The sequence below is a fragment of the Bacillus sp. FSL W8-1202 genome, from assembly GCF_038006165.1.
GTDB lineage: Bacteria > Bacillota > Bacilli > Bacillales > Bacillaceae > Bacillus > Bacillus subtilis.
The window spans coordinates 583658-599778 of the sequence record NZ_JBBOUR010000001.1; the positions used below are offsets into that span (position 1 = coordinate 583658).

18 protein-coding genes and 3 pseudogenes are annotated in these 16121 nt (G+C 40.5%); 7 read left to right on the forward strand and 14 right to left on the reverse strand.

What is annotated here, in order from left to right; genetic code table 11:
* Nucleotides 1-55: 55 nt before the first annotated feature.
* The 3 genes and pseudogenes from NSQ09_RS02910 to cotH form a co-directional block, all read right to left on the reverse strand.
* Nucleotides 56-732 (reverse strand): annotated as a pseudogene (locus NSQ09_RS02910) (DUF2642 domain-containing protein).
* 59 nt (nucleotides 733-791) lie between these two features.
* A pseudogene (locus NSQ09_RS02915) lies at nucleotides 792-1289 on the reverse strand (spore coat protein CotH); the annotation flags it as partial.
* A gap of 191 nt (nucleotides 1290-1480) precedes the next feature.
* A complete protein-coding gene (gene cotH / locus NSQ09_RS02920; RefSeq protein WP_041055671.1) occupies nucleotides 1481-2569 on the reverse strand; it encodes a spore coat protein CotH in 1089 nt (362 codons plus the stop codon).
* Between the two features lie 141 nt (nucleotides 2570-2710).
* Here cotH and cotG point away from each other — a divergent pair, with 141 nt between their 5' ends.
* The 3 genes from cotG to NSQ09_RS02935 all read left to right on the forward strand — a co-directional run bounded on the left by cotG (nucleotide 2711) and on the right by NSQ09_RS02935 (nucleotide 4561).
* Complete coding sequence (gene cotG / locus NSQ09_RS02925) at nucleotides 2711-3259, forward strand: spore coat protein CotG (protein ID WP_080333407.1); 549 nt, start codon at nucleotides 2711-2713, stop codon at nucleotides 3257-3259.
* 172 nt (nucleotides 3260-3431) lie between these two features.
* Nucleotides 3432-4049 (forward strand): flavin reductase family protein, encoded by a 618-nt coding sequence (locus NSQ09_RS02930; RefSeq protein WP_121591228.1) that lies wholly within the window; start codon nucleotides 3432-3434, stop codon nucleotides 4047-4049.
* 176 nt (nucleotides 4050-4225) lie between these two features.
* A complete protein-coding gene (locus NSQ09_RS02935) occupies nucleotides 4226-4561 on the forward strand; it encodes a DUF4181 domain-containing protein (protein WP_017696591.1) in 336 nt (111 codons plus the stop codon).
* 4 nt (nucleotides 4562-4565) lie between these two features.
* Here NSQ09_RS02935 and ggt read toward each other — a convergent pair whose 3' ends face one another.
* Nucleotides 4566-6143: a gamma-glutamyltransferase gene (gene ggt, locus NSQ09_RS02940; protein WP_017696590.1), complete on the reverse strand. Its 1578-nt coding sequence runs from the start codon at nucleotides 6141-6143 to the stop codon at nucleotides 4566-4568.
* Between the two features lie 213 nt (nucleotides 6144-6356).
* Between ggt and chrS the strand changes: the two genes are divergently transcribed.
* From chrS to chrA, 3 genes are read left to right on the forward strand one after another with little or no spacing between them, the layout of a single operon-like run.
* Nucleotides 6357-6833, forward strand: coding sequence for a chromate efflux transcriptional regulator ChrS (chrS, locus tag NSQ09_RS02945; RefSeq protein ID WP_014478181.1), 477 nt, complete (start codon nucleotides 6357-6359; stop codon nucleotides 6831-6833).
* 13 nt (nucleotides 6834-6846) lie between these two features.
* The gene (gene chrB / locus NSQ09_RS02950; RefSeq protein ID WP_095844001.1) at nucleotides 6847-7440 is read left to right on the forward strand and encodes a chromate efflux transporter subunit ChrB; all 594 of its coding nucleotides are present in this window, start codon (nucleotides 6847-6849) and stop codon (nucleotides 7438-7440) included.
* Nucleotides 7437-7973, forward strand: a complete 537-nt coding sequence (gene chrA, locus NSQ09_RS02955; protein WP_041351175.1) for a chromate resistance efflux protein ChrA — start codon at nucleotides 7437-7439, stop codon at nucleotides 7971-7973. Before chrB ends, chrA begins: the two co-directional genes overlap by 4 nt.
* A gap of 27 nt (nucleotides 7974-8000) precedes the next feature.
* On the opposite strand, the gene NSQ09_RS02960 is transcribed toward chrA, so the two are convergent.
* Nucleotides 8001-8222 (reverse strand): hypothetical protein, encoded by a 222-nt coding sequence (locus tag NSQ09_RS02960; RefSeq protein ID WP_024572835.1) that lies wholly within the window; start codon nucleotides 8220-8222, stop codon nucleotides 8001-8003.
* Nucleotides 8219-8764, reverse strand: a complete 546-nt coding sequence (locus NSQ09_RS02965; protein ID WP_024572836.1) for a flavodoxin family protein — start codon at nucleotides 8762-8764, stop codon at nucleotides 8219-8221. The genes NSQ09_RS02960 and NSQ09_RS02965 overlap by 4 nt, the downstream gene beginning before the upstream one ends.
* A gap of 122 nt (nucleotides 8765-8886) precedes the next feature.
* Between NSQ09_RS02965 and NSQ09_RS02970 the strand changes: the two genes are divergently transcribed.
* Entirely contained in the window at nucleotides 8887-9768 is an 882-nt protein-coding gene (locus tag NSQ09_RS02970) for a LysR family transcriptional regulator (RefSeq protein ID WP_014481127.1), read from the forward strand.
* 86 nt (nucleotides 9769-9854) lie between these two features.
* On the opposite strand, the gene NSQ09_RS02975 is transcribed toward NSQ09_RS02970, so the two are convergent.
* From NSQ09_RS02975 to NSQ09_RS03010, 8 genes and pseudogenes are all read right to left on the reverse strand, one after another.
* Nucleotides 9855-10571, reverse strand: coding sequence for an endonuclease V (locus NSQ09_RS02975; protein WP_129137986.1), 717 nt, complete (start codon nucleotides 10569-10571; stop codon nucleotides 9855-9857).
* Between the two features lie 106 nt (nucleotides 10572-10677).
* Nucleotides 10678-11330: pseudogene (locus tag NSQ09_RS02980) on the reverse strand (hypothetical protein).
* A gap of 76 nt (nucleotides 11331-11406) precedes the next feature.
* Nucleotides 11407-11958, reverse strand: a complete 552-nt coding sequence (locus NSQ09_RS02985) for a hypothetical protein (protein ID WP_129137987.1) — start codon at nucleotides 11956-11958, stop codon at nucleotides 11407-11409.
* Nucleotides 11959-11993: 35 nt separating this feature from the next.
* Nucleotides 11994-12362 (reverse strand): hypothetical protein, encoded by a 369-nt coding sequence (locus NSQ09_RS02990; protein ID WP_129137988.1) that lies wholly within the window; start codon nucleotides 12360-12362, stop codon nucleotides 11994-11996.
* A gap of 337 nt (nucleotides 12363-12699) precedes the next feature.
* Nucleotides 12700-13164 carry a hypothetical protein gene (locus NSQ09_RS02995; RefSeq protein ID WP_129138090.1) on the reverse strand — a complete coding sequence of 155 codons (465 nt, stop codon included), beginning with the start codon at nucleotides 13162-13164 and terminating at the stop codon, nucleotides 12700-12702.
* Nucleotides 13165-13166: 2 nt separating this feature from the next.
* A complete protein-coding gene (locus NSQ09_RS03000) occupies nucleotides 13167-15053 on the reverse strand; it encodes a ribonuclease YeeF family protein (protein ID WP_341030566.1) in 1887 nt (628 codons plus the stop codon).
* A gap of 18 nt (nucleotides 15054-15071) precedes the next feature.
* Complete coding sequence (locus NSQ09_RS03005) at nucleotides 15072-15332, reverse strand: YwqI/YxiC family protein (RefSeq protein ID WP_024572843.1); 261 nt, start codon at nucleotides 15330-15332, stop codon at nucleotides 15072-15074.
* An 8-nt stretch (nucleotides 15333-15340) separates the two neighbouring features.
* Nucleotides 15341-15763, reverse strand: a complete 423-nt coding sequence (locus tag NSQ09_RS03010) for a YwqH-like family protein (protein ID WP_017696586.1) — start codon at nucleotides 15761-15763, stop codon at nucleotides 15341-15343.
* Nucleotides 15764-16121 lie beyond the last annotated feature (358 nt).

The following is a 16121-nucleotide window of genomic DNA, read 5'->3' on the forward strand; positions in this document are numbered from 1 at the left end:
CACAGTATGAAACGAAAAACTGCCTTCTGCTATTCAAGAGGGCAGTTTGTATACACTAGGGAAGATGCATTGTCTTTAGATGATTTAACTTCCAAATGACTGGCTCTCCACTTGCGTTAATAAGCTCAATGATATTATTAGAGACATCCTTTAATAGACCAACTTTTTCTGGCACCTCTCCCATATCAAATATGACCAATTCACCAATATTTTTTTGATCTGCTCCTCAAAATTACGCACAAGAGGAACTTTGGAAGGCACGACAGGCAATTGTGAGTTGTCAAGAGTATACGGTGTTTGTTCAGTTGAATAAGGGGTAAACCATTTTAAATGATGCATAGATATAAAAAGTATTTTAAATACAGGTGAGAAAAATACAATATAATCGTTTAAAACATTTGTAACATACCCATGGATCGATCGATCCCCAGTTACATAAACTTCAATAAACTGGCCTTTGACCTTGTTTAATGTATTTCTATATGAAAAAGCTTGAGTTTCTGCCTCTATCATTGGATCTTCCGGATTGATCAAAAATGGCTTCTCAGTACTGGTCATTATTTTCGCCTTGTTTATTTGATGAAGATGCAACAAGGGAATATAAAGATAATTGCAGCCATCAAAAATAACAAAAATATCCTGTCCGATATCTATGAGGGTGCCGACAAACCTTGTATCTCCTGAAATGACAACCTCAACATCTGTGTTAAGGAATTGATTCAAACCTTTCACGATTCTCCTCCTTTAACTGAAAAAGGGCATCACTTAATCTGATGCTCCTCCATTATCTATTAAAATTTACGTTTCCAGTGATAGTCTATCGTTCTGACAAACGTTTCATAGCTATAATCTTCCTTTTGTTTTCCTGAACTTTTTAAGGAACTTGAATAACCTGATGATCTTGATGATTGATAATCTGATGATCTTAGTGATCGTTTAGATGATTTTGATGAACTCTTTGAATCTGATGAGCTGTATGATTTTGATGATTGATAATCTGATGATTTTAGTGATCGTTTAGATGATTTTGATGAGCTATATGATTTTGAAGAAATGAATGAATTGCTGTCCTTATCATTATTGTCTTCCTGGCTTTGTTCATTTTTTTGATCCTCTTTTTTGTACGACCCTTTTGGGCCTAAGCTGATGCTTTTTATGTGAAAAGGATAGATGCGAAGCACCTCTTGATTTTTCACTATAGTATAATGGCCGTCGGCATTATCTACAAGGATACCCTCAATGGCTTCCGGACCTCCACGATATACAGTAACAATTTTATCTTTCATTGAATGCAAAAAGTTATAATAAGATATTTCATCATTTGAATGATACTTCATTCTCCTCTTGCTCATTCAAGTTCCTCCTAGTCACTTATACATAGATGATAAACATATTGCATATATACGTGTCACGTTTATTTGTTGAACTAATTCAATAGCCTAATTGTCGCTTTTTCAGCAGAATACCTATTTTCACACATTCATAAAATACTTAAATTATTTTTGAGGTATTGTGAACGGTTTTTAATATATTCACAAATCACATCTGGCTCACGGTCAAAACGCTCAACATCATTCTTTTTATATGGGTCCATCAAGATAAAAGGCCTAATCCGCTCATACATCGCCATGATTTTCGGTTCCATATATTCTATCGTAAAAAGAGATTGGAGCGTTTTTTCTAACAAGCGCTTGTAGGACTTGCGAAACTCGGATTCATCCAATATCCGGGCGGTTAGTGTATTAAATCCTTGAATTCTTACATAATCGGCAGCCATCCGATCTCCATGGATATCCCTGCCCCAGGTCGCATCATAATCCCAAGGAATCACCTCAAATAATCCGGTTTCCCCGCTTCTGTATAATGCGTAGTTGTGGACAAACCCGTCATAGTTCGAGGTGAATACAATACCGGCAAGCCAGCGCAAATACTTATCGACATCCACGTGTTTTGTCACTTCTGACTTAAACTGAGCTTTAGGGACAGTATTAATTTTAAAAATCATATCCTGTAAATAAAAATCATCTTCCACAGTCCCTGTCTTCTTTTCATATCCAAGCTCCAGCGACGTCTTCGTTTCCTTTTCCAAATCGCTCATCAGAGAAAAGTTAGCATCATCATCCACCGCGTAAAAAATCGCGCCATCAGCCAGCTTCCTTTTCGCCAAATAATATTCATCTACGGATTCAAGTTCAAGATAAACCCCTTCATTCTTCCCGTTCACCTTTACAAACACAAACTCTGCCTTTGGAGACAGTGTCCCTAGCTCCGAGAAAAAATCCAGAGACAATTTGTTTCTCATCAAGGAAGGGTCTTTATACTCCGCATTTAAGTGAATCTCTCGCGCGCCGCGGAATGTTTTCGGCTGATAAAAGGAAATATGGTATGACTTCTTTTTGAAGTCTCTGATATGTGATCCCCGATAAGCGATATCAATATCCAGCCTTTTTTGATTTACCTTCATCACAGCTGGCACCGAATCATCGTCCCATATATCCTTTTTTAATTCACGCAAATCTTTTGGATGAACAAACAGCTGATAAAGCGGTAAATTGGATTGATTCTTCATCCATAATCCTCCTTACAAATATTAGGCTTTTATTTTTATAAGATCTCAGCGGAACACTTATACACTTTTTAAAACCGCGCGTACTATGAGGGTAGTAAGGATCTTCATCCTTAACATCATTTTTAAAAGGAGGATTTCAAATTGGGCCACTATTCCCATTCTGACATCAAAGAAGCGGTGAAATCCGCAAAAAAAGAAGGTTTAAAGGATTATTTATACCAAGAGCCTCATGGAAAAAAACGCAGTCATAAAAAGTCGCACCGCACTCACAAAAAATCTCGCAGCCATAAAAAATCATACTGCTCTCACAAAAAATCTCGCAGTCACAAAAAATCATTCTGTTCTCACAAAAAATCTCGCAGCCACAAAAAATCATACTGCTCTCACAAGAAATCTCGCAGCCACAAAAAATCGTACCGTTCTCACAAAAAATCTCGCAGCTATAAAAAATCTTACCGTTCTTACAAAAAATCTCGCAGCTACAAAAAGTCATACTGTTCTCACAAGAAAAAATCTCGCAGCTATAAAAAGTCATGCCGCACACACAAAAAATCTTATCGTTCCCATAAGAAATACTACAAAAAACCGTACCACCACTGCGACGACTACAAAAGACACGATGATTATGACAGCAAAAAAGAATACTGGAAAGATGGCAATTGCTGGGTAGTCAAAAAGAAATACAAATAATCTAAGTTTTCATTGTTTCAATAGGCTGCCGGCGGAGGTACGGAAGCCTATTTTTTATTTGCCCTGTATTAGATATATGTCATGACATAACATATGCAACCCGCATCATTTGGTTTCCTTTAAACCATTTCGTTATAATCAAGGTATCCTAACGATAAAGGCGGTTGTTGCTATGTACATATTTCAAGCTGATCAGCTTAGTGCCAAAGACACATACAAGCTATTGTCAGGTACCGTTATTCCCCGCCCCATTGCATTTGTGACAACACTTTCTTCAGAAGGAGCGGTCAATGCCGCGCCTTTCAGTTTTTATAACGTCGTCAGCTCAGATCCTCCGCTTCTCAGTATTTCTGTTAACAGGACGGAAGGACGCCAAAAAGATACAGCGCGAAACGCAGTGGAGAACGGAGAATTTGTCGTTCATGTCAGTGATGAAGCCACCATTGAAGATATCAATGAAACAGCTGCAAGCTTAAGGCCAGATGAAAGCGAGCTTACACGCACCTCGCTTCATCCTGTTGAAAGCAAAGCTGTTTCAGTTCCCGGCATTAAGGAAGCCCGCGTTCGCTTTGAGTGCAAATTAGAGCGCCATATTACCTTTGACAATGATCAAGGCGTCACTACAGCAGATCTGCTCATCGGAAGAGTTGTCTGCTTCCACCTAGATGAAAAGGTGTATGATGCAGAAAAGGGATATATTTTAACGGATGAATTAAAACCTGCCTCACGATTGGCGGGAAATCACTATGCCAAACTGGGGGAAGAATTCACACTGATTCGTCCCAGCTGAAGAGAAGGACTATTTAAATAGAAGAAACTAGTCAAAAAGACCTTATGATTACAAAATATCGCCTGTTAATACTGAAAAAATATCAAAAAAAAAGAACACCCAGAGTAAGCTCGGGGTGTTCTTTTTGAAACGTTTTTTCTTTTTCTTCGTATAAAGGTAGATTAGGAGGAATTGGAATGACAAACTTTTGGATTTTAATGCTGATCGCTATTACCATCAGTCTCGCCTCTCAATTTTTTATAAAGAAAATATACGGTATTGATAAATCCGGCTGGCGATATAAGCATGTCAGCAATACACACAAATGGATCGAAATCACTTTACTTATTTTGTTTGTGGTTTCACTCTCCTTTTTTCCAGTTGAATATTTGCTTCTTTTATTTTTTATTGTGATTGACTCAATACGAATTTTTATGGAGTGGCATTATAGACCTGAAGATAAACAGTATATGTACCACATTGTAGAGGTCTCCCTTATGTTTATGCTTTTGATTTATATTTGTACCCTATAGTTATTTAAATCCCCACAGCCGCTCCGTCTCCCCGAGGATCGGCTCCGCCTTGGAGAAAGCCTTCTTCATCAACTTTGATTGCAGCCGCGTGTCCCATCAGCGGATCATAGTCACCGACAACCTCCACGAGATGCCCGCTGTCTTTCAGTTTTTGGATTGTTTTGTCTGTGAATCTGCCCTCGACTCTGAGACCTTCGTATTCCTCTCCCCACGTTCTGCCCCATACCCAGCGCGGTTCGCTGATTGCCTGTTGTGGATGCATTTCGTAGTCCAGCATTCGGGTAATGATGGCCGTCTGGGTCTGCGGCTGGCCTTCGCCGCCTTGTGTGCCGTACAGAATTTTTGGCTTTCCGCCTTTACAGACCATAGCCGGCATCAGCGTATGGAAGGTGCGCTTTCTCGGTTCAAGCGTGTTGACATGATTTTCATCCAGTGAGAAAAATGATCCGCGGTTTTGCAGTAATATGCCTGTATCACCCGCAGTGACTGCCGAGCCAAATTCAAAGTACAGGCTTTGAATGAATGACACTGCGTTGCCATCCGCATCGATTACGGCCGCATATGCCGTATCACTTCCCACCGGCCTGCTTTCTGCCAGTTCTGCCAAATAGCCGATTTCTCCCGCCAATCGTTTTGCATAATTTTTATCCAAAAGCCTTTCAAGCGGAATGTCAGCAAACGCAGGGTCAGTCAAAAAGGCATTCCGATCTACAAAACTCTTTTTCAGCGCCTCCACAAGCACATGATAATACTCAAATGAACCGTGCTCGATTTGGGTGAAATCATAGTTTTCCAAAATGTTCAGTGTTAATAAACCGGTAAATCCCTGAGAATTCGGCGGCGCCTGATACACACTGTATCCTCGATAATCACTTGATACAGGCGCTACCCACTCACCCCGATGCGCTTTAAAATCATCGATTGTCATGTAACTGCCGTTATTCTGTAAATGTGAGACAATCCGCTGAGCGAGATCTCCTTCATAAAATGCGCTTCTTCCTTTTTCAGCAATCAAGTTCAGACTGTCTGCAAGCTCTTTTTGCACAAACCGCTCTCCCGGGACAGGTGCTTTGCCCCTTCTCGTGAAGATATCAGCCGTATAAGGCGTGGAAGCCAGCAATTCAATATTCTTTTCTGTGTGATGACACTGATCAGCTGATACAGGAAACCCATTTTGGGCATAATCGCGTGCGGGCTCCAATACATCTGCAAGAGACAGACACCCGTACTCCTTCAGGACCGCATCCCAGCTATCAACCATTCCCGGTACGGTAATGGCACTGTCAATTCCCCGAAGCGGAATCGCTCTTTTTCCCTTATATACATCTCTCGTTACGTTTTTTCCTGAACGGCCGCTGCCATTGTAGACTTTTACTGCCTTTGTTTCCTGGTGAAAGGTCAGCCAAAAGGAATCCCCGCCAAGTCCGGTCATATGCGGGTACACAACCGCAAGACAAGCACTCACCGCAACAGCGGCGTCAAACGCGTTGCCTCCCTTATCCAGTATGCGGTTTCCGGCTTGAGAAGCGAGGTAATGCGGACTGACGACCATTTGCTTTGTACCGATGACAGATTTGTTCATCACAAGTCCCCTTTTTTAAGAAATTTTCTTCAGTATAGGGAGCCTGATTTTTCACATCTACTGATCCGGCAGAAAAACTGACGAACTTTCTTCTTTTCGCAAATAATAAGATATTTTTGCATTCATTTCGAAAACAAATAAAAAATTATTATTTCGATACGTAACTTTTATGATAAAATGATTGCTAAAAGGCTACGAAAGCAGGTGGAGCAATTGAGTCATGAATATCAAATCCCCAACCTTGTACTTGATGAGACTGATAAACAAATTCTCACGATTTTGCATGAAGAAGGCAGAATTTCTTATACGGATCTTGGCAAAAGAGTCGATTTGTCACGGGTCGCCGTTCAGGCCCGTATCAACCAATTAATTGAAGCCGGTGTTATTGAAAAATTCACCGCTGTCATCAATCCCGCTAAAATCGGCATTCATGTTTCCGTGTTTTTCAATGTCGAGGTAGAACCGCAATTTTTAGAAGAGGTCGCTCTTAAGCTTGAGGAAGAGCCTGCGGTCACCAGCCTTTATCACATGACAGGCCCGAGCAAGCTGCATATGCATGGGATCTTTGCCAACGATCAAGAAATGGAAGAATTTTTAACAAAACGGCTGTATCCATTGCGAGGCGTCGTCAGTGTTGATTGCCAGATGCTGATCAAACGATACAAAAGCCGTATGGGAATGAAGCTGTAAAGGAGAGAAACGAATGAAAAACCATCCTTATCGGGATATGACGGCCGCAATGATTCGCACCGGCATATTAGGTTTCGGCGGCGGACCTTCCGTGATTCCGCTGATCCGCCATGAAGCGGTCAATAAATATAAATGGATTGACGATGATGAATTCGGAGAAATATTAGCAATAGCTAATGCGCTTCCCGGACCGATTGCCACCAAAATGGCTGCTTATCTGGGCTTTAAGCTAAAAGGCACATTAGGTGCAATTGTGGCGACCCTCGCCCACATTCTGCCTACATGTTTTGCGATGGTGGGCTTGTTTGCGGCTGTAAATGTATTAAGCCATTCAGCAATTGTTGCAGGTATGATTGGTGCCGTCACGCCGGTAATTGCGGTAATGCTCGGAATCATGGCGTACGAGTTTGGCCAAAAAGCGCTTAAAGGTTTCGGCTGGGTCACCGGCATCCTGTTTTTTATCATCGCTTTTATCGGCCTGCAAACTTTACAGATTAATCCCGGCCTTGTCATTATCATTTTCTTAGCGTACGGGGCGTTTCATTTTAAACTGAAAAACAAAATCACAAATAAACATTCAAAAGATAAAGGAATGTCAGCCTCATGATATCGATCTATTTATTTATGGCGTTTTTTATCGCAAACCTACTGGGATATGGCGGCGGACCTGCGTCTATCCCGCTAATGTTTGAAGAAGTCGTAAACAGATACAGCTGGCTCTCAAACGATCAATTCTCAAATATGCTCGCACTTGCGAACTCATTGCCGGGCCCGATCGCCACGAAAATCGCTGCGTATGTCGGCTACAGCGCAGGCGGGTGGCCCGGCTTCCTAATTGCCCTGATCGCAACCGTCGTACCGTCGGCGCTCGCATTGATCGTCCTGCTGCGCATCATCCAGCGCTTCCGCCAATCACCTGTCATCAAAGGCATGACGCTGTCCGTCCAGCCTGTCATCGCGGTCATGATGCTCATTCTTACCTGGCAAATCGGCGCAGACGGCATCAAAGCGATCGGCTGGGTCCAATCGATCGTGATTGCGGGAATTTCGCTCCTTGCCATGACAAAATTCAAAATGCATCCGGCATTTTTGATTATCGCGGCGTTTTTATATGGGGGCCTTGTGATCCCTCATTTATAGAAAAAAGCACCTTGACAGGTGCTTTTTTTATTTTGGCCCAGAAATGCCGTTTGATATGACAGCTGTTTCTTCTCCTGCGTCACTCTTGATGATGTGCTTGACTTGCAGCGTGGTTCCTGCCATTCTTACATATTGCTTCAACTGGGACGAATTGGTTTCAACTTGTATCCAAACAGGAGGCTGGACCTTCCAAAATAAAAAGAATGCAAGAATCAGCATGCCAGCAACGACCGACAGCAAAAACTTCATATCGCATCGCTTCTTTTCAGTAAGCGGCTCGCAGCGGATAGCGCCTGATGATCACGAAGAATATCGCCTGGACGATTGCCTTCTCCCAGCACATAGCCTTTAAAGGGCATTCCCATAAAATGAAAAATATGTTCGAATTGCTGAATCAGCGGCAGCCCTTTTATTTTTGGATTGTCTCCGCCCACTGCTATTACATATGCCTGTTTCACTGACATTTGCTGTTTAAAATCAGGAAATCTCGGATCTCTCAATGTCTGTGACCAGCGATCAATAAACAGCTTTAATGTCCCTGACATGCCAAACCAATAAATTGGGGTGGCGAATACAAGAATATGGCACTGCAATATCCGTTCAATGATAGAATCGTAGTCATCTTGAACAGGACGAAAGCCGCCTTGGGCGTGACGCAGATCTTCAATTGGCCGAATTCGATATTTCTGCAAATAAATGTGCTCCGCATCGAATCCTTGAACAGCCTTCTCCGCAAGAACATCCGTATTTCCGCCAGACCGAGTTCCGCCGTTAATAACCGCAATTTTCATGATGCATCTGCTCCTTTGTTTACGAATGATTTTCTTCATTTTATAATGGATTCATCAATCAATACAGATGATTATTTCGATTAATCCAATCGCTAAAACCGATTTAGAAAGGAAGAGAACAAGTGGAATTGAAGCAGCTGATCACCTTTATTACGGCGGCAGAACATGTAAACTTCACCTTAACCGCCAAAATGCTTAATTATGCACAATCAAGCGTTACCTCTCAGATCAAATCACTTGAAGAAGAAATTGGGACGCCTTTATTTGAACGGCTCGGCAAGCGGCTTATCTTGACAGAAGCAGGAAAAACGTTCAAATCTTATGCACAGAAGATCATTGCGTTAACAGAAGAAGCGAAAATGGCCGCAAATCAAGTAAGAGAAACAACCGGAACCTTAAAAATCGGGGCGACGGAAAGCCAGTGCACATACCGCCTGCCCCCTATCATAAAAGAATTTAAACAGGCTTTTCCCCAAGTAAAGCTCATATTCAAACCATATATCTCCAATGAACAAGCGAAAGAACAGCTCTTACAGGGCCAGCTTGATATCACCTTCATCTTGGATGTAAACCGGATGGAAGACGCACTGCACGTTGAATCTTTGATTCAGGATGAGATCAAAATGGTGGCTGCTAATGACCATCCTTTTCCTGCGGATTTACCAGTAACATTGAAGGATCTTCAAAACGAAACTCTTCTGCTGACAGAGGACGGCTGCTCGTACCGCACGCTCTTTGAGAACAATTTGCATGACTCCGGTGTCTATCCTAACAAATTGGAATTCGTCAGCATAGAAGCCATCAAACAATGCGTAATGGCCGGACTTGGGATTGGAATCTTGCCTGAAATGACAGTAAAAGATGATATTGCAGCAGGCCGGATGAAAGAACTCAATTGGCAGAGCGATTGCCCCGTTTTCACTCAATTAGCATGGCATAAGGACAAGTGGATGTCTGCGCCATTAAAGGCTTTTATTGATTTGACACGGAAAACATTCAAATAAAACCTCTCCACAAGGACGACAAGGTTTTTGAGACCAGGAAAGCACACACATACAAAAAAACACTTGATGACTTAGAGCACCAAGTGTTACATGTGATTTTTCTGATAAAACGTTCGCAAAACATGCGTCTCAAGGTCAGCCAGGCGGACAGGGATCGGCAGCCTGCTTTCTTGATTGATCAAGCTCATCGTGATCTGATAGCTGCTGTCTAAATCAATATAATTACCGCAAGACAAGAAAATAGGCTTCACGTCCCGCCGCGTTCGCAGCGCCCGTCCATATACCTCGCCGTCAATGATAATATCGGTGTATGCGCCTACTTCATTTTCAGGCGTCACGAAATCGCAGCCTTTGATTTTGAGATAGGTTTTCGCAATCCCAATCGTCGGCTTACCCAGAAAAAAAGCCGCATGGGTGGCAACGCCCATATGATTGTAATGCAGATATCCGTTGCCATCAAACAAGAAGACATCCGGCTCCGTCTCCAGCTTTTTCGCCGCCTCGATGATCAAAGGTAGCTCGCGAAACGCAAGAAAACCGGAAACATACGGCACGCTGATTCTCCCCATGCTGTGCACTTTTTCAATGACTTCTTTTGTATCAGCGTCAATCACGATAATACTGCACACTCCGTATGGTTCTCCGTTCTGCTCCCAATAGGCGAGATCGACGCCTGCGCAGGTGTTGATGGAGTCTAGGTTGATGGAGGTGGATAGGTTGATACGATTTTTAAGGGATTGTTGTGTTTGAACAAAATCCGATTCATCTTTTAGATGAAAATCGTGAATTTGATGTATTTCCATTTTACTTGTTTCCCTCTCTTCGCGCTCAATTGTCCTGCATGTCGAATCTAGCAATGACACCAAATTATATCATTGAAAAAAGCAGATAGTATAATCTGCTTTTTTATTAATATTCATTTTTCATTTCTTTCATAAAAATATAATCCAATTGTTTAATTAATTCTTTAAGTTCAGTACACATAATATCCTCTAAAGGAATTTCCCAATCTTCGTTTTTTATCAGTTCAATCCCATAGCTTCCGGCTGGATCACCTTCTGGGTACCACCCTACGTCAAGCAGCAAATTTTTTGTCTTATGAGAAATCTGCAGGAGATCTTGATTAAAGTCAAATAACCAAGCATCGTCATTTGCCTCTAGCGTCTTAGATCAGTATCCTTTAATGTAATATAATCAACAGTCCAATCAGCCGGTATCTTTAGCCTTAAAAAATTGGGAATCTGTTGGCTTAGTGGCTGCAAACCCTCTAAAACCCCGCTTCCCACACTCCAGATTTGATATTCTAACTCTTCTAATAATTGTTCTATCTCATTAAAAGACTCATCTTCATAAATCTTATCTGTTTTTAAGCCAGCTACTTTGATATGGTATTGATTATTTTCATATACTGCCTTCATAACAGCATTACGTTTTTCATTTTGTAGTATTAGTAATTCACATTTTTCTTGCATTCTTTTTTCTGAACATAAATTGTTCTGTACTACAGACCAGCCATTGCAGATTTTTAATGGCTGCAGTTGAGAAATATGGTCTCTTTCCATCCCGCTTCTCCTTGCACTCCATATTGTTATACTATCTATAAAAAAACATGCCGATGACAACACGGCAAGTTTTTAACTATAGCAATTCTAATACATCAGTAAACAAGGCATCTCCTAATATTAATCTCCTGTTGAAAGGCTGTATATGCGGCAATTCACTCCACTCATACACAGTATCGTAGTAATCATATAAATAACTGAGTTCAATAAACCCTTTCTCTTGCATTATTTTATTAATATAGTTCGTTCCCTGAATGAATTCTAAAGATTCAGCGGTGCCTACAATATCATAAACGCCATCGATTAAATCGTGTCTTAGGGAATAACTATAATCTAATACATAAACAGGAACCAATTTAGATACTTTCATATTGATTTGCTGTTCTAAATGAAAACCATTTTCCCCAGAAAGATCTTGCAAGTGGATATTGATTTCTCCTGAAGGATTGTTTAAATCTCTAACTTCAATTTTTTTCAAACCTTTTATTTGATTAAATTCATCAGGTACTTTTATTTTCCCTGCGCATTTGTTCTTGTACCATTCGTCTAATTCCCTATTCACAAATAGACGATGAAGCACTTCACCGATTTCAGGGTATTCATTAATAAATCTGATTCCATGTTCCATAAATAGTAACCATTCCATCCTTTAATCAAGAAAATCTAAACTTCATTCCACCAAGTAGTTGTTACTTGTTTTAAATGATATTCAATATATAAAATCACTTTTTTATAGTCATCTGATGAAAATTCTTTAATAGGATCTTCCCAATCATTATCTTTGACTAGTAAAACCAGATAATTACCTTCAGGAGAAATGTCAGGAACCCAGCCTAAATCAAGCGTTATTGAGGATTGTTCATGATAAAGCTGCAACAAACTGTCTGTGAACATAAACCAGGAATCATCATTCGGTTCTAAAGTTCTTGGATCTATTTCAACAAAATGATTATAATTTACTTTCCAACCTTGTGTTATTCTTAAGGGATGTATATTAGCTTTTGGAACATCTAATTTAATATGTTTTCTCATTTATATAACCTCTTTAGAGAGCCGTTATTCTTAAAGTCTGTTTTTAGATAACTTGTCAACCAACTATTTGAGTGGGAGACCTGAAAGGTGAAAATGTAGATTATGGATAATATTTACTTAGCTGTACAAACTTCATTTTACAAGGCTGCCTCTTGCATCTATATTCATCTTACTAATTATCTTATAGATCAGTTTCAATGCAAAAATTTTAAGTATAAAAAACCTCGAGAGGCAAGCGCCAATCGAGGGAAGGTTAGTTTTTTCTACTTACTTGTAAAAGGATTAAAACTGATATTCTTCCAGAAAAACGTTATGAGAACATTAGCTGCATCTCATATTATCTTTCCTCTCTGCACAAGTGATTATATTCACCAAATTTAGGGAAATCATCCCAGTTGCTCTTAAGGTTGTCGCTAGTCTCACGCTCTTCGACCGAACCGGTCTTGAAATCTGTCTTCTCCATTGCTATATGACCATCTTCGCGAAAGCCTAAAATCAAACTGCTAACTTCATTATCAGTTGCATCATCATATTCCCAATACATTGCTGTTCTTAAGAAGATTTTACCATCACTTATAACTTCAAAATCATAATTCAGATACTTACGAGTCAAGTCATCATAAAAACCCACTGAAACCCATTCATTTGTTACATTTACAACATATTTAGGTTTTTCGCCTTCGGTTAATACCGCAGTATATGGTTCATGTTTTTGGTGATGTAAGTATGCGGTACAATCATCAAGAATATTCCAAGGCTGTTTTTTTATGTCCGACCATTCATCACAATAATAAACTTTCATAGTCAATTATACACCTTCCCATTTATATCCCTAATAATAATCCTATTTTTTGTTGCTTCATCAAGAATTTTTTGTGGAATAGCTTTATTTTGAACAGGTACTTCTAATATCAATTCACCTTTCAGTCGTCCGCCTTTAAGAGCTTTTGGATTAAAAGGACCATTTGATATTTTAGACCCTGAAGAATATTTTTTAGTAATCTCGTTCAAGTAACTCAGTGCTGTCTTTTCTTGAACGTCACTAAGTTGAGTATACTTCCTGGAAACTATCTCCTTATTTGGAGAATATGAATCAACTACGTACTTTTTGCCGCCTGCTTCTTTTGCTTCTAGCTCTACTTCATTATAAGGGTAACGGGGGCGATTTTCCTTATTGAAATTATTTCCTGCTTCCCACCGTTCTTTAAGCCAAGACGGTAATGGATTCTTATTAGATGACTTACCCGTACCCTTAATACCTTTACCACTATTAACCATCTTCACAATCCCAAGATCCTTAACAGCCGTCTTTTCCACATCTACACGTACTGTCGGGATTCCGAATGTGAAGCCCTCCGGAGTTACTGGGCGTTCTGCGTACACGCGGACGTTTGTTGGGACTTTGAATTGTTTTACTTTCTCTAGTGTTTTGTTTGCTTTTTGGACTTTTGAATGGGTTGCAAGCGGGATGCCTTTATCAATATGTTTCGCCAATGCACCGGCTCCAACCAAGCTCAATGCCGCTTCGAGCGCCCCTTGCTTCCGCTTCTCCTCAGACACTTTGTTTCCGAACATATCCCGGCCTGTGACGGCTTCTGAGAATCCGTTTGACGCTACAAGGCCGTATGCACCCATTTCTGTCATTTTGAGAATGTCTAAGGATTTGCCTGTTTTGTAGGCATCTAAAGCGTGTTCAGCCGCGATAGCAGCTTTTCCGGTTTTGTAGATGGCTTTTCCGCCTTTGAAGGCGCGGCCTGCCCAGCCGACGACTGGTATAAATCCGGCTGCGGCCATAGCTCCTGCTGTCACACGTTCTGCGGTGGAGAGTTTTTCTCCGGTAACCGGATCAACGCCTTCAGTTGCTCTTTTATAATCATAATAGCCAGTGACTTCTCCAGTAAAGTTGCAAACTCCATCCCATGTTTTTTCGTACCATGGTTTGTTTGCTTCTTCCTCGGCTTTTTCCTGGAGACGTCTTGCTTCTGCTTGCTGGGATTTTGCATCAATATAGGTTGTTCCTTGATTTTCTACTTCAATCACGCTTTTGTAAACTTCATTGCTGTGGAAGGCTTTTTTGTCATAGTACATAGGGGATGCGCTCTTCCCATTGCTGGTGGCCTGCATGAGAATAGAATATTTGGTGAGCACTGCGTTGTCCAGAGATTCTAAATTTTGATATTCAGTGGTCAGGGATTCATCAAGCTTATCGACAGCTGTGATCGTGTCACGTCTGACTTTTTGGGCATCGCCCATCTTATCTGCATACTCGTCAAGCGTGTACATGTCGAGATCAATAATATCGCTGATGCCTGACAAAATAGAATCGATTTCTTCTTTATGAGCGGAGACTATCTCTGAGGCTTTCAGGTCTCCATTGGGCAGCTCATGATCCAAAAATGAAGTTTCCACATATGAATCATTCAGTTCTTGATCTTTAATATCGCCTGAAATGCCGTTTAAAAATGCAATTTGAGCAGAGACAAGCGTCAGCCAGCTTTCGACGATTTCCGCCTGTCCCTGAAAGAAATCTTTAATATTGTCCGCACCTTTTCCTTTAAAATTATCGCCTAAATCTGCAACTCCCTGAAACGCTTTTTTCAGCGTATTCAGCTGCTCCTCAAGCGTCTCATATTGCTTTTTTCTGCTCTTCGCTTCTTCGATTAAAGATTTTGATTCAAATACTTTACTCATCGCACTGCCCTTTCTGTTCTATTTTACCGCTATCGCCTCGTCCTGCTCTTTAAGTGAATCTACGTTATCCTTTGTATCCTCGATATTTTTCTGTACCGCTTTTTTGTAATCTCCGAGCATGGTTTTGATGTTCTCCTCACGCTCATGATATTTTTTCGTATAATCGAGTTTATTTTTTCCATTGGACCCCGCGGCGCCGATTGATACGTCAGCAAGCGCATCTTTGACAGACTCTAATGTTTTGATTACAGCATCGTATTTCAATTTAATTTCTGACATAAAAAAGATCACCACAATTTAATAGATTTAATTTGATTAACAGCATCCTCCAAGAATTCTTCACCCTTAGCAAGAGTATGACCAGCAAAATTCGCTAGCTTTAATTCTTTGTCATAGAGAAATTTCATAGATTCCAACTGAATAATCTCCATCTGAATCGAAGCCATATACTCGTTATATTTATCATTCACAATCTTAGATGCTTCCGATTTCGCCTCTTCTCTTCCCTTGTCGAAATCATCGGCTTTTGTTCCCGTCCAATGCTTGCCCAATTCCGGTTTTACAATTTCTTTGATTTCAGTGATTGCCTCTTCTTGCAGCGTGTCTATGTCCTTTTTTGCTTTTTTCAGCTTTTCGATCTTGTCTTCCACGTCGGAAATTTTTCCGTTGAGCGAACTTTTGATATCCGCCAGCATACTTTCATAACCCATCTGAATCACCTCTTAATACTCAAAAAGTCGTATGGAGGGGCTGATGAAGATAGACTTTTCCATACTTTATTTCCATATATCATATTTTAAAATAGCCAGAAGGCGGCTTAAATAGGGTAAATGGCTTAATTTAGGCATATAACGCTCTTGAAATGTAGGTATTTGATCTTGTTTTTGTTCGTTATACAGTTAATAAAAGCGTTTTATCAAATAGAAATACCTAATGTCATAGTTATAAAGGCACTTGAAAGAGGCAGATGTTGTTGATCTGTCTCTTCTTATTTTATGGTAATTACTGTAAAATGGTATAGGGTGATGATAGTGAGTTTTTTCAGTCCGATGATTTTTTTGTTGTCAT

Bases quoted from the DNA above. Each gene is read 5' to 3' on its own strand.
- NSQ09_RS02935 (WP_017696591.1), top strand. From the start codon at position 4,226: ATGACAAACTTTTGGATTTTAATGCTGATCGCTATTACCATCAGTCTC.
- ggt (WP_017696590.1), bottom strand. From the start codon at position 6,143: ATGAACAAATCTGTCATCGGTACAAAGCAAATGGTCGTCAGTCCGCAT.
- NSQ09_RS03010 (WP_017696586.1), bottom strand. From the start codon at position 15,763: ATGGGTTATGAAAGTATGCTGGCGGATATCAAAAGTTCGCTCAACGGA.
- NSQ09_RS02975 (WP_129137986.1), bottom strand. From the start codon at position 10,571: ATGGAAATACATCAAATTCACGATTTTCATCTAAAAGATGAATCGGAT.
- NSQ09_RS03000 (WP_341030566.1), bottom strand. From the start codon at position 15,053: ATGAGTAAAGTATTTGAATCAAAATCTTTAATCGAAGAAGCGAAGAGC.
- NSQ09_RS02995 (WP_129138090.1), bottom strand. From the start codon at position 13,164: ATGAAAGTTTATTATTGTGATGAATGGTCGGACATAAAAAAACAGCCT.
- NSQ09_RS02930 (WP_121591228.1), top strand. From the start codon at position 3,432: ATGTACATATTTCAAGCTGATCAGCTTAGTGCCAAAGACACATACAAG.
- NSQ09_RS02965 (WP_024572836.1), bottom strand. From the start codon at position 8,764: ATGAAAATTGCGGTTATTAACGGCGGAACTCGGTCTGGCGGAAATACG.
- cotH (WP_041055671.1), bottom strand. From the start codon at position 2,569: ATGAAGAATCAATCCAATTTACCGCTTTATCAGCTGTTTGTTCATCCA.
- NSQ09_RS03005 (WP_024572843.1), bottom strand. From the start codon at position 15,332: ATGTCAGAAATTAAATTGAAATACGATGCTGTAATCAAAACATTAGAG.
- chrA (WP_041351175.1), top strand. From the start codon at position 7,437: ATGATATCGATCTATTTATTTATGGCGTTTTTTATCGCAAACCTACTG.
- NSQ09_RS02985 (WP_129137987.1), bottom strand. From the start codon at position 11,958: ATGGAACATGGAATCAGATTTATTAATGAATACCCTGAAATCGGTGAA.
- chrB (WP_095844001.1), top strand. From the start codon at position 6,847: ATGAAAAACCATCCTTATCGGGATATGACGGCCGCAATGATTCGCACC.
- NSQ09_RS02990 (WP_129137988.1), bottom strand. From the start codon at position 12,362: ATGAGAAAACATATTAAATTAGATGTTCCAAAAGCTAATATACATCCC.
- NSQ09_RS02960 (WP_024572835.1), bottom strand. From the start codon at position 8,222: ATGAAGTTTTTGCTGTCGGTCGTTGCTGGCATGCTGATTCTTGCATTC.